The organism is Moorena sp., from assembly GCF_982860115.1.
On sequence record NZ_CEYLVT010000015.1, the window covers coordinates 47,099 to 60,542 of the forward strand.

General features: G+C 43.8%; 9 protein-coding genes. 4 read left to right on the top strand and 5 right to left on the bottom strand.

The window, feature by feature from the left end; all coding sequences use genetic code 11:
- Positions 1 to 9: 9 nt before the first annotated feature.
- The 4 genes from AC4II3_RS04805 to AC4II3_RS04820 form a co-directional block, all read right to left on the bottom strand.
- Positions 10 to 246: an RNA polymerase sigma factor gene (locus AC4II3_RS04805; protein ID WP_488010352.1), complete on the bottom strand. Its 237-nt coding sequence runs from the start codon at positions 244 to 246 to the stop codon at positions 10 to 12.
- The gene (locus AC4II3_RS04810) at positions 236 to 421 is read right to left on the bottom strand and encodes a hypothetical protein (protein ID WP_488010351.1); all 186 of its coding nucleotides are present in this window, start codon (positions 419 to 421) and stop codon (positions 236 to 238) included. Before AC4II3_RS04810 ends, AC4II3_RS04805 begins: the two co-directional genes overlap by 11 nt.
- A 208-nt stretch (positions 422 to 629) precedes the next feature.
- Positions 630 to 1,892 carry an RNA-guided endonuclease InsQ/TnpB family protein gene (locus AC4II3_RS04815; RefSeq protein WP_488029234.1) on the bottom strand — a complete coding sequence of 421 codons (1,263 nt, stop codon included), beginning with the start codon at positions 1,890 to 1,892 and terminating at the stop codon, positions 630 to 632.
- A 242-nt stretch (positions 1,893 to 2,134) separates the two neighbouring features.
- Complete coding sequence (locus AC4II3_RS04820) at positions 2,135 to 2,323, bottom strand: hypothetical protein (protein WP_490722778.1); 189 nt, start codon at positions 2,321 to 2,323, stop codon at positions 2,135 to 2,137.
- A gap of 920 nt (positions 2,324 to 3,243) precedes the next feature.
- Here AC4II3_RS04820 and AC4II3_RS04825 point away from each other — a divergent pair.
- The gene (locus tag AC4II3_RS04825; protein ID WP_488009066.1) at positions 3,244 to 5,616 is read left to right on the top strand and encodes a peroxidase family protein; all 2,373 of its coding nucleotides are present in this window, start codon (positions 3,244 to 3,246) and stop codon (positions 5,614 to 5,616) included.
- 345 nt (positions 5,617 to 5,961) lie between these two features.
- On the opposite strand, the gene AC4II3_RS04830 is transcribed toward AC4II3_RS04825, so the two are convergent.
- Entirely contained in the window at positions 5,962 to 6,897 is a 936-nt protein-coding gene (locus AC4II3_RS04830) for a helix-turn-helix domain-containing protein (RefSeq protein ID WP_488009068.1), read from the bottom strand.
- A gap of 901 nt (positions 6,898 to 7,798) precedes the next feature.
- Between AC4II3_RS04830 and AC4II3_RS04835 the strand changes: the two genes are divergently transcribed.
- From AC4II3_RS04835 to AC4II3_RS04845, 3 genes are all read left to right on the top strand, one after another.
- Positions 7,799 to 7,990, top strand: a complete 192-nt coding sequence (locus tag AC4II3_RS04835; protein ID WP_488009070.1) for a hypothetical protein — start codon at positions 7,799 to 7,801, stop codon at positions 7,988 to 7,990.
- A gap of 270 nt (positions 7,991 to 8,260) precedes the next feature.
- The gene (locus AC4II3_RS04840) at positions 8,261 to 11,872 is read left to right on the top strand and encodes a LamG-like jellyroll fold domain-containing protein (protein ID WP_488009072.1); all 3,612 of its coding nucleotides are present in this window, start codon (positions 8,261 to 8,263) and stop codon (positions 11,870 to 11,872) included.
- Between the two features lie 11 nt (positions 11,873 to 11,883).
- Positions 11,884 to 13,444, top strand: a 1,561-nt coding sequence (locus tag AC4II3_RS04845; RefSeq protein WP_488029232.1) for a hypothetical protein, incomplete at its 3' end; no start/stop codon positions are given.

Genomic DNA, 13,444 nt, shown 5'->3' on the forward strand with positions numbered 1-13,444 from the left:
TAATCGCTTTTAGCGGAAGCTGAGGCCGTAGGCCACGCTACGCGAACGCTTCATCGCTTCCAGGTTTTCTACCCCTATTGCCCCAGAGTTGTTTTCTCGATGGCGGTCTATACAGAAGTTATGGGCAAATTTAGTCAGCCATCCCTTGAGATTGGTAATCTTTGCGGAAAATTTGGGCAATTTTTCCCAAGCCTTGAGCATAATCTCAGAAAGAGCATCTTGGGCTTGGAACCGATTACCCCCCATCCAGCTGCAGAGCGCGATGGTAAAGATAATCTTGATACTGTTCCCAAAGTGGCCAAAAGGCGGTGCGGTCTCCAGTAGACAGTTTTTCCAGGAGGGGCTCCACCCAAGTAGCGGTAGATTCGTTTTCTGCATTTTCCCGCCATTGGCCATCAAAACCTTGGTTTGTTACCTGCATAAGCGCACCTGTAGAAACACCAAATTCAATTTTGCTAGCTCCCATATTTTGTAAATGGATCACTCAACTAAGGAGATAATAGGGCTTTCCGTATTCCAGCCTAGTGTTTTTGCAAAAGCGATGCAGCGAAAACAAGTCTGACCGATTCGCCTAAGTTAAACAAGTGACGTTAGTGAACTTAAGCCGTCAAGTCCAGTCACCCCTTGAGTTAGGATTTTTTTGACACTCCCCGGTCGCGCATACGCGGGGATTCTTCATTCAACGAGCCAACTTGCTCAGTCAGGTCGGAACCAGAAAGAGTAGAGGTTGATTCTCCTGAAGCGTTTGGATCTATGTTCGCGTAGCGTGACCTACGGTCAATCCAGGTTCCGGTGTGCCCCACCGTACCCAAAGCTCTTTTCAGAATATTGATTGCGGCGTTGTGGTCACGGTCTAGTTCGCAACCACATTCACAGACGTGAGTCCTGGTTGATAGTGACTTCTTGACTACCTCGCCGCATTCTGAGCAGTTCTGGCTTGTATAAGCAGGATTCACCGCAACGGTGACTTTGCCAAACTTTTGGCCAAAATGCTCTAACCATTTTCTAAATTGATACCAACCAGCATCATTAATAGACTTGGCTAAACAGTGGTTCTTAACTAAGTTCTTTACCCTCAAATCTTCATAGGCGACCAGGTCGTTAGACCGGATTACGCAACGTGCCAGTCTCTTGGCATGTTCTTCACGCTGCCTACTTATTTTGAGATGATGTCTACCTAATCTATTAACGGCTTTATTACGGTTAGATGAGCCTTTCTTTTTCCGAGATACTCGGCGCTGATAAAACTTTAGGCGTCTTTCCCCTGCTCTATAAAAGCGAGGATTGGGTTCTGTGTTTCCCCTAGAATCAGTGTAGAATTCTTTTAGCCCTACATCCAATCCCACGGTGGCGTCAACCGGCTCTAATTGTTCTTCTACATCGACAGAGATGCAAAACTGAACATAGTAACCGTCCGCCCTTTTAATAATACGAACTCGTTTGATCAGTTTTTTGTCAAAACGCCACAAGTCCCAGGTGCCCTTGAGTTTTAGCTTCCCAATTCCTTTCTTATCACTGAAGGTTATCGACTTCTTGTCAGGGGACAGCTTCCATCCTGACTGTTTATACTCGACTGACCTGCAATGTTTTTGAAACTTTGGATAACCCTTCTTTCCAGGTACTTTTTTCTTGCAGTTCTCAAAGAAGCGAGAAATCGATGACCACGCCCTTTCAGCCGCAGCTTGCCGGGCAGTTGAGTTCAATTCATTAGCAAATGGGAACTCTTTAGCTAATATTTTGCTGTATTTGCTAAGGTCGTATTTACCCGTTCCTTTGTTGTCCATCCATAAACGAATGCAACTATTCCGGATAAATTTAACCGTCCGAATAGCTTGATCAATAGCTTGATATTGATGGGTTTTGCCGTATACCTTAAACTCAATTATAATCATTGACCTTGACCTTTGGTCACGCTACGCGAACGAATCTCGACCTCAATCGATATATTATTACGCTAACACGCCTAGCGTAATTTGTCAAGTCATAACTAAAACTTCTTCACGGCGGCTAAAGGCCGCTGCGAGTCTTCATCCCCGCTCTAAAGAGACGGGGATGAAGACTATCGGGGATTCTTGTAAATTTTATTGAAGCCTTGTCTTTATATTTTTTTTAGTTTATCTAAGTCAAATAATAATCATACCACATCCGTTGGCAACAATAAAAATGTATTGGATGCAAGGCAGAAGGTAGAAGGCAAGAGGCAAGAGGCAAAAGGCAAAAGGCAAGAGGCAAAAGGCAAGAGGCAAAAGGCAATAGGCAATAGGCAAGAGGCAATAGGCAATAGGCAATAGGCAATAGGCAATAGGCAATAGGCAATAGGCAATAGTCAATAGGCAATAGGCAAAATAGTTTCAGGTTTGTTTTTATTTAATCAAAGGTCGTTATGCGCTAAAAATTATAATAAAAATTACACCTAAAAAAAGCGATAATCTGAAAGAAATGCTACGGGATAGCTTTGTATGTAAACTATAAGCTATCAGCTGCAGCGTTTTTATAACTATTAGGGACACAGATTTTTTTCGGTCACCTGTTCCTTGCTAGAAAGCTCTTATAAGGCAAAAAAAGTAGTAAATGTAAACGTATCAAATACATCTAATCAGAGATTTAAAGATTTGGTATAGAGTCTAAAAAAGTATTTACAATCCTCTCAGAGTAACTTAAATTGGTATCCGATCAAACCTGTTAAACTACTTTAGTTTATGACTCAATCTAGATGAAAAAAAAAATATATAAAATGATTTAGCAATTATTAAATCTATAGTCTAAGCTTTCAGAAGCTCTAAAGGTAACAGAATATTCTCAGGGGGTGACAAGCTAATTGACAATCTTACAGGGGTTAGGTTTTAGGGGTTAGGTTTTAGGGAAGATTGCCCTGGCGGGATGGATTGATTAAAACTATCAATGAAGTTGAATTGGTAAAAATTGCTTCAATTGCTGGGAAATACAAATCACTCCGATGCGCTCATTTTCCCCAACACCTAAAACCTAAAACCCAACACCTATCTAGGTTTGAGCTTTGTTGTCACCCCGTGAGCAGACTATTTATTCGTGACGTTTATCAGCTAACCACAGTCAACCCTAGAGGTCAACCATAAAACTACCTAAAAATAGCAATGCTTTTAGGTCAATAGTCTGGTGTCAGCTGTACAACAAAACATCCTAATTTAACGTAACCTCTAGGATTTTTTCCTTACGATTGGGAACTCTTATAGATAAGCCTTAGGTTTATTTAAATGTAATGTTATGACAAATCTCAACACTGTTCTTCAACGAGACCCATTTGCCGATAGCACATTAGTTGTAAACGATGAAGGGATTACCATTCGCCGGATCGACGGCAGTAGGAATAATTTAGACCAAGTCTCTTTGGGTACCCCTAATACGCCTTTGCTGCGTTTGTCTCCAATTGAGTATGAAGACGGAATCCAGTCACCGGCGGGTATCGCATTTGATGCAGAAGGCAATGCTCTGATCGGTATAGATGGCAATACTGTTACTCGCCAACCCATTCCCATATTTACCCAAGCCGAAGCAGACCGATTAAATGGATTGGGATTGAATGTTATATCGAATACAGAGGGCTTAAGCAATGTATCTGATGCGCCCTTTGTATTGCTTAACCCACCCGATCGCCCTAGTACCCGAGTGATCAGCAATGCCACCTCTAACTTAGAAGAAGGAGAGTCTGATCCCAATAGTAATGACTTAAGTGCTTTCATTTGGGCTTTTGGTCAGTTCGTCAACCACGACACTGATTTAGCAGCCAATGGGTCAAAAGAACAGAACGAAAACCGGTTAGAATCACTCAATTTCCCCATTGATATTCCCGCCGATGACCCGAATTTTCCACCAAACACTCCTCCCACTCAAGAAATTTCTATACAAGCAGATGGTGGCTTGCAGTTTGACTTTGAACGGGATGCGTTTTTAAGCGGTACTGGAGTCTCTGGGAGCCCAGGACAAGCCATTAATATTGTTACCTCTTGGCTTGATCTTTCTGTAGTTTATGGGTCTACGGAAGAAGAATATCAAGCAATTCGTGCTTTTTCAGAAGGTCGCCTCAACGTCTTTTCAGATGAAACAGTTACCACTAATGACGACTTGTTACCCCTTAACATCACAGGTGCTGATGGAGAACTGATCAGTGGTAAAGGCGCTTTTATGGATGTGGGTTTTCTAGCGGGGGATACACGAGTTAACGAGAATGATAGTTTGGCATCCCAGCATACCCTCTGGATGCGTAACCACAACCGCCTTGCCCAAGAACTTTATCGGTTTCATACTGACTGGACAGATGAGCAGATATATCAACGCGCTCGCCAGATTAACATTGCCCAATATGCAAATATTGTTATCTACGAGTGGCTCCCCCTGATGCTGGGTAATGTGATCACTGACTACAGTGGGTATAACTCTAATCAAACTCCAGAAATCACTAGTGAATTTGCTGCTGCTGGTCTTCGTGTTGGTCATACCCAAACTAATAACCGTATCGACACTATTGATGCTGATGGTAATCTCACCAGTTTGCCATTACTGAGCACATTTAGTTCACCGAATATTAATGATAGTAGCGATATAGATAATATCTTGCGCGGTGCGAGTCAAACAATTACTGAAGATGTTGATACTAATATAGTTTTTGACCTGCGCAATGCTTTAGTACCAGGAGCGATCGGATTTGACCTTTACTCTGCTAATCAGCAACGGGGAAGAGATCATGGTTTGGCTGACTATAACCAAGTGCGAACCAGTCTCGGTCTACCACGAGTAACCACTTTTGAGGAAATTACTTCAAATTCAGAGTTAGCAAATACTCTCGAAAACCTCTACAACACTGTAGAAGATATCGACTTATTGATTGGGCTGTTTGCAGAAGATGCTGTTGCTGTATCCGGTGCCGGAGAAACTATTCAAGCCATGCTATGGGAGCAATACGAGCGGATACGGGATGCTGACCGCTTCTGGTTCGAGAGACCGATTCAAGATGGCGGTTTCTTTACCCAAGAGGAAATTGCAGCAATAAAAGAAGTGACCTTTGCTGACATTATCAAGCTCAACACCGAAATTACTACAATTCCAGACAATGCCTTTATAATCAGCTCCGACAACAATCCCTCCTCTGATGGACTGCTAGATTTAACCGGTTTGTCGGGACAAGCTACAGCAACTGTGACTAGAGAGGCGGACTATGACAATTTAATTGGCTTTTATGTAATTGCTGATCAACAGGGAACGATAATTGATTCGATCACGGGTCAATCTTTTACGCCTGGCCAAGAGGGTTATGCAGAAGCGGCTATTGATGCCAGCGTGGTTGATTTCAACGTAGATGAAAACTTGACCACGGTGAATTTTGATGTTACTCTACCGGGTGGATCTATCCTAGCTCCCTACTTAGTTACAGATGGGGATTTGGATGATGTAGAAAATGGCGATGCTGACGTATTCTTTGCGTTCACCGCTGCTAACAGTGATGGCATGAGCCACATCCTTGAACTTGGAAATAGCAGTGACAACACATTCACATTCGCCTTTGAAGATTTAAGTGGTAATGACAGTGAAGAAAGCGATCGCGACTTTAACGATCTAGTGATTGAGCTTACTCTTTTATAGGGTTTGTATTTGATAGAAAAAAAATACCAATTCCAGTAGGGTGGGCAAAGTATCTAATCATGAATACTCAGTAAGCATATGCGCTACGCGCACGCTACGCGAACAGCTATCAGCCCTCAGCCGTCAGCTAATCAACGGGAGGTAGTAAACAAGCTGGGGGGTGCTGCTACGGCTGGTTGAAAATCCCTGCTCGTTTTACTGATCCGACCCCGTGCAGTTAAAGCGCCTGCTACCTGATAGCTGATAGCTGACGGCTGTTCGCGTAGCGTGCGCGTAGCGCATATGCTTACAATACTCAAAAGAACCAAACGCTTTTTGCCCACCCTACAAGCTACTGCCACTGATCTACTGAGCAGCTAAGCTAAAACTCCTCTGTACAATAGCACCACGTTTCCCGAGGGATTTTGGTTGCTGTTGATCCACACTATACAAAACACCTCCTGCATTCCCCGATCTAACAGTCAGTTTTTGTTTAGCAATCCAGGTTTTCTGATATCCCTTGGGTAAGGTTTCTTCCAACTCGATTTTGCCATCAACTACCACTCGTACCCAAGATTGCTCTGTAATACTCAAGCGTACTTTAATTAATGGATTAGATGGGGAAGGTTTGGGTGTGGGGGGTGGTAATGGTTCTGGGTTAGGGGCTGGTGCTGGTTGTTCTGGTTTATCTGGGGTTGTCTGCTCCTGAGTAACTGATGAGTTTTCGATCTGTTGATTAGTGATATAGGTGAACACGGTGTTGAGTAGATAAATTAGTCCACCAGCAACACTGACCAAGCTTAGGATTATGATGTAAGGATAATAGGGTTCTATGGTTTTGGCTACGGTCTTAACAGTCTTGCTTTTGGCTACAATCTTAGGAATCTTTTGAGGAGAGCTTGGAGTCTCAGAGTTCTGTTGTGAGGGGGTACCGGTATACAAGACTAAGGCACCAGACTCAGTGTTGTCGGTGTTGTCGGTGTTGTCGGTATTATCGGTATTATCGGTATTATCGGTGTTCTCGGTTTTTAAGGAAAATCCAGAATTAACTGGAAACGTTTTGGCTATCCCTGGACCATCTAGACCCAAAAACTCTGCATACCGACGAATGAAGCCTTGAATGTAAACTGGCTCGGGCAACCGCTCCGATTGCCCTGCTTCAAGGGCTTGCAATATATGCAATCGAATAAAGGTTTTCTCAGCGACTTCCTCAATAGGTATAGATTTCTCCTGCCTGAGTTGGCTGAGATAGGTCCCTATTTTCTGGAGTTGCTCCTCTTGCTCTAGACTTAAGTGGCTCACCAAATCTCTCCACCCATTAATCCACGTTAACAATTTTTATACATAAACACCGGATACTAACATCTCCTGGGCATCTCACCATAGAACTTATAAAAAGTTAACAAAAATTAACAATATAGCCAATTTGCTGATGAAATAGGAAAACTCCCTCATTGTAGGGTATGGTTTCCATTGGCATCCTCCCCCGGCGGGAACAATCGGAGGGCTGGGGGATTTCCACGTTATACCGAGTTGCATTCAAAGAGAGTAGATTGGTTGGATAAAGAGATGGGGAGATGGGGAGATGGGGAGATGGGGAGATGGGGAGATGGGGATATTGGTGGAAGAGGAAGTTATACGTTTGACCGCAACTTGATATCACTGTGAGTCTTTACCCTTTCGTTGAGTTGGCTTACTCTAAGCATTCAGCTGACGACTGAATGGTGTTCGCGTAGCGTGCGTGGCACAGGCTTCTAGCCTGTGAAGTAGCGCATATGCTTACAACAGCTAATCTTTGGCAATAATTTCAGGAATAATTCCGGTTTTTTTTCTTTAGGGTATCTCTACGCTTTAATAAGACTTTTCTAAGCCAATATTATTATTGGTAAACGTTATTAATTTTTCTATAATACTTAGCAGTCTATTAACTGGTTATTTACTAAAATAAAATCAACGTTTTATCGTTTCGCTCTACTGTTCAAAGTTTAGCAAATAAAAGACATGTTTGAAACAAAATGTCAACTTCTCACGGTGGTTATACCTGCCAAGTCATTTTTTTTTCTCCGACTAAAGTAAGGATTTAGGGTGTAGGGTATTGACAAGAGCGATACAAAGAGATAGCATGGCAATCGTGACCAAATGCCAGCCGAAAAAACTAGATATATAACGATTAAAGCAGTTGTAGAAGGAGGGAGTGGTAGAAATGCTCATTACTATAGCGAAGGCTATAGCTCAGCAGCAAGCAACAATAGAAGAACTGAAACAAAAAATAGATCAACTACCTGTAAGTAGCAGAATTAGAACGCAAAGTTTAATCAAAACCGCTATCAACAGACCTACTAAAAAAAACGGAAACTCAGAAATAATAAAAACAAGATACAGCATAAAAAACTAAACGTCAACCATGCAGACAGCAAGGACATCCAGGAAAAACCTGGAGTGGCTCTCGGCCTAAGAATCCTTGGCAAAATACTGCTAATTTATCGGCTAATTGATTAAGTTTAGTAAATATTAAGTTTAGTAAAAAAAATGCTCTACTTAGGGGTGGTCTGTGATAGATGTTGAGCAAGCTAGACCGGCTCAACTTGATAAAACTGCACTTGCTCCTGGTTTGATTCCATAACCAACGTTGCTGAATCCTTAGATAGAATTCAAGGGAATTTTTATGCTCGCATACGGATTTATAACATTATTGAGTCTAGGTTCTGAGTACTACTTTAAATACGAGATTGATGCTCAGACTGGTTTCCAGATTTATTGGATTACAATTCCTGAGGGACTCGATAAAGAGCGCTATAGCAAACAAACAATCTCCGAGTTTCTAGCCGAATCATCAGTTGCACAAATTCTCAAACCTGGAGAATCCCTTGATAAGAGCCTTTATCAAGCTAACCTAATTTTACCGGGATTACCTGCTTCACCGTTCGATGCATTTTATAATATTGAACTAACCTACGACAGCGATTCATTTAGGTTAGGGGTTCAATCGACTGACTCTTTTGGATTTAGTCCCGAAGGTTCAACTTATTTCAAAGATTTAAATCTGAGTTTTACCCAGCAACTTAATTCCGAAACCGCTACTGTCAGTGGAACAGTGACGGCGGTTTTCTCTGGTCAAGATATTGTCCTTGAGGCCGGGTTGAGCGATGGCTCTGAACTGATTTTTAATTACAATCCTAATAATCCTCAGGAAATCCCGATTCAACCCTGGGGCAATTTAGAGTTGACGACTTTTACGGTGAAACCTGGTTCAAATCCTCTTCAACCCCAGGTGCTCTATTGGTTTGGAGAAAAGTCGGGAGAATGGGTTTATGATTGCTCCTTGAGGAATAGCGAAGATGCACCCGCCATCGACTTACGGATTCAAACGGAGCCAGAAACAGTGGAGTGGGGATTAGGGTCTATTGCTGTTAAAGATGGCTTGATCGAGAGTGAAAATGCCACCCTAGAAGCGGCAAACCTAAGTTCTGCTAGCAAACTGATCAAGGCACTCCAAGAGAGCAACGAAATCACTATTGCAACCTGGATTAAACCTAGCAAAACGGGTCAAAAATACCCAGCTATAGTCGTTACTCTATCCGAAGATCCTCAAAATCCCTATGTGACTCTCGCTCAAGGGGATTCAGAATGGCTAAAGGATTATGGCAATCGCTGGTCGGGGGATTGGTACCATCACGACGAGTATAGTGTGCTATTGCGCACCAACACTAATGATAGAAACCGATATTGGCAAATCCTGACCACAAGTCCCGACACAGTAACAACCGACGAGCTAACCTATGTTGTCTATACTTTCTCACAGAATAACTTCGGGGATGAGAGTGATAATGCCAAGGTGTATCTCAATGGGCAGCTAGACAATTCTAAATGGATTAATAGCGATGATGAGGAGCGTCATTTTTGGAGAAATTGGAATCAGCAGAGTAATCGTTGGAGAAATTGGACTCAGAGGAGTAATCGTTGGCCAAGTCGAGATGATGATGACGATAATCGTTGGGAAAGTCGGGATGATGAGGAGGATTCTTCTCGGGAAAACAGGGGTGATGAGGAGCTTCATCCTTGGACAAATGACCCTGCTGTTAAGTTAGCTTTAGCAAATGACGTTTTATTTATCGAACGCAGGGGCAACTTCCCAAGGAATGAAGATTTCCCTTGGGAAGGGGAACTCTACGAGGTGGCAATTTATGACTCTGCCCTGACTCCAGAGGCGATTTACCAGCGCTACTACCCCACTATTGAAATTTTGGGCAACCTGACGCTGACTAATATGCCCAGTCCTTTGAACCAACCCCTAACTGCTCAACTGACTTTGGAGGGTATGCCGGATGTAGAGGACTATTCAGAGTCTAAGCTCAATCTTAAGGTTGACACCTCTGAAATCCGGGAAGTTACTCCTGAGTTTGACTTCACCAAGATTGCCCTGGAATGGGAATCAGAAGCTGGAAGCTCCCCAAGCTGGTACTTTAAATGGGGACAAGTGGATAGCACGTTATGGAAAACGTCAATTCCCTTTACGGCAGTTCAAGGGGATGCGCCGGGTAAACTTGCCCTCAATTCACCGGAATTCGATTTTCAAATTGGATTAGGACAAATTAATACCCTAGAGGGGTTGTGTCTATTCCTGAAATCAGATAGCACCGGGGAGATCTGGCAGATGTCTTCCATCACCTCTGTGCCTGAACTAGTACTCCCCCAATTAAGGGATTATCGCCCATTTGATTGGACGGTAGATTTCAAGCTACTCTTTGCTCGTAACGATCAACAACGGAGTCAATTTGACCCCCTGGGAATTGACGATGGAAAAGTTGTTCTCAAGGGCAATTGGTTGGGAGAAAACCTTGTACTCCATGGCTGGTGGCGCAATGAGCAGTTTGTCCTGGAAGGGCAAAGAAATTTAACTCTACCGTTTGAAGTTACCTTAGGTCCAATCTTTGAACCCGGTACCTCCCAAAAGATTATCGACCAGGTAGCGATCGCATCAGTGATGAACGCCACTGTAATCCTGGAACTGACTGAGTTAGGCTTTTTGGCAAAAGTCTCTGGAACCTTTGATTGGACCGATCAAGCAGGGACGGTAAACACCTTTACAGTGCCGGAGTTTACCCTAGTCCGCCCACCGCTGACTCCCAATCACATCCTGGAAGCGATTTTGGCAAGGTTAAACTCCCAAATAGATGTGATCTTTGCACAACAGTTTCGCCATCAAGCGGACTACTACTTTACGGTGGTGGAGGAAAAACCTGTTATTTATTTGGGCAATGGCAACGACCCTGCTACTATCACCCAAACCACAACATTGCCGCAGTTATTCAACACTGCTGCGGAGTCCAATAACATCTCCAGCACCACAGGCATCTTTACCCTTACAGAAAATGCCGATCAAAGCTGCACCCTGACCATCACTCCTCCGGAAAGCACTGAAAATTGGCTAGATCAACTTAAGACCGATTACGACAACTTTATTGCTCAACTAGATACCAACAGTAATCTGATTGCTGGTACCCTCACCCTGGTAAAAACCCGCATTGCTGAACGGATGCCGTTGTTGGTTGAGGAAATTCTCTACTACTACTACGGCTTGGATAGCGTTAATGGCTCAGTGGATTTGCAAGCTGGAATGCGGTTACGGGTCGATTACCAAAACTATCAGTTTGTTCATCCAGCCCAATATACGGCTAATTCAGGGTTTGTGGGCAGTGGCACGTCTTACTATAGCCTCAACAGTTATCGGGATGGCACTAACCTAATGATTAATTTTGATGGGTTTTTGTCCCAAATTCAGCCCTATGTCACCACAGATATTGCTACGGTAGGGGCTGGAAGTAGTCTGGATACCTTTAAAGTTGGCTATCAAAAACCCTACTTGCGGCTGGTGTATCCTAGTTTGGCAGCTCCTTCTGCAGGTTCCCTCGATCCCGAACAGGCCGCAACCATTATGGGGGCAACAACAGTAACAGACCTGGATAAAAAGACAAACGTTGCCAGCTTTTATTTCCGAGGACGGGCAACAGTGATTCCAGAAATTACGGTGGTGCTACAGGAACAACCGGTATTTGTTCCGGTGGGAACGACTTTACGACAACTGATGGAGCAACATGTCAGTATTCCGTCAGTATCCCTGGGAGAATCCCTACTGAACTCTACCGGAAAACCGAGGTTGAGTCGCCTTTTACACGAAGGGGTGTCTAACGAACCTAGCTATCGGTTTATCTACCTCGACGAAAATAGTCTGGTGCTTGATTTGCCTCTGGTCAAAGGCGATCGCATTGTCCTGTAGGGGGTGAGCAGATGACTACCTTTACCCAATCAACAGCACAGGCGCTCTACGTTTTATCTGAATCCGTTAACCCTACCCTGCCCTATAGCATTGGTTTTTGGGTGAATGAAGGATCGATAGAAGGTTCTCAAACCCTTTCCCTGGAAGAAACTTGGACAATAAAGACGGGAGTATATCTATTTTTCAAAGCGGCTCTAGAGGGGAATGATGCTATAGACCCTTCGGTGTTGAGCGACCGCATTGGTGAATTTCTGATTACACCTTCGGTACGCAATACTCGGTTTTTGTGGATTGATAACCCAGAGGAGTTAGTCTCTCGCTGGCGATTTCATGCCCTAACCCTTTCCCCGACAGATACTGTAGAGCGACTGACCTTTTTTAATTTCCGCAATTATGAATTAGCGATCGCTAGTGGTGTAATTTGTCAGTTGAACGCAACCAAAGACGGATTTGTGTTTGCCCCCGATCCGTCTCTACACAACCTCCCTAGCACCGAGACTGAATCACCGGACACTGAATTACCGAAAAGTGACCCGTTTTATTTGTCCACAGGTTATGGTGCTCATCAACTGAAAGGGATTGAGGTCAATGAAGCAGGGGAAGCGATGGCATTGCCCTTTAGCGGAGAGTTGGCCGGTTGCCTGAGCTTTGCCCTGACCTTGCAAAACCGATCTCCTGGCACAGCCTCTTTTGAGGAACTAGTTTATCTGGATGTTACCCTGCGGATGTTTTTCAAATCCGCAAACTCCTTACTAGACCCGAGTGACCCCTTGTCTGGTTTTGCAGGATTGAATAGCGACCAGGACTTCCTGATTTCTAGCCATCGATATCCCTTTTTGGGGGAAGATAGCGATGCTGCTTCCCATTATTCTCAGCAGGGGGATGGTAGCCAAAATCTGACCTTATATAGTGCCCTAGATCCACTCCAACCTTTGAATGGCGATCGCACTTACTTTGCCTTTGTAGAGCCAGGAAACTCTACTATTAATTTATCCTTGCCTTCTTGTTATCGCACTAATTTGGGATATTCCATCCATGTCACTCCCCATGGTCATGGGGACAGTCGGCTAATCTTTGCAGAGCGTCCAGGGCAGAATTATAGCATCTTTGGTTCACCTTTGTATCTAGTCCCCCAAGGGAAATATACTCTCTCGGTTCCCGATTACGAGAGTACCCCTATCCCCAGTGGAGAGGACTTCTCGATACGAGATGAAGATAACTTTTTGTGTGGATTAGCGGGGATTGAATACATTCAACTGTCGAGTCAACAGCTTAATATTCTGCATCTGGAAGCTGGAAAACCGACCTTTGCGCCGGATTTCGTTCCGGAGCAAATTGTAGAAACCAATGAAGCTGGGCAGCGTCTAGAATCGGAAACAACTACAGCTTGGGGATATATTGAATATAAGGAAGTCACGAATTTACCGGTCTATTTTTCCCAACCCAAGCAGTCATTGCTGTATCGAGCATCAACGTTAGAGGATGCAAAGGAAGACCCAACTAACGAAGACCCAACTGATGACCAGGCAGATGACCAGGCAGATGACCAGGCAGATGACCAGGCAGATGACC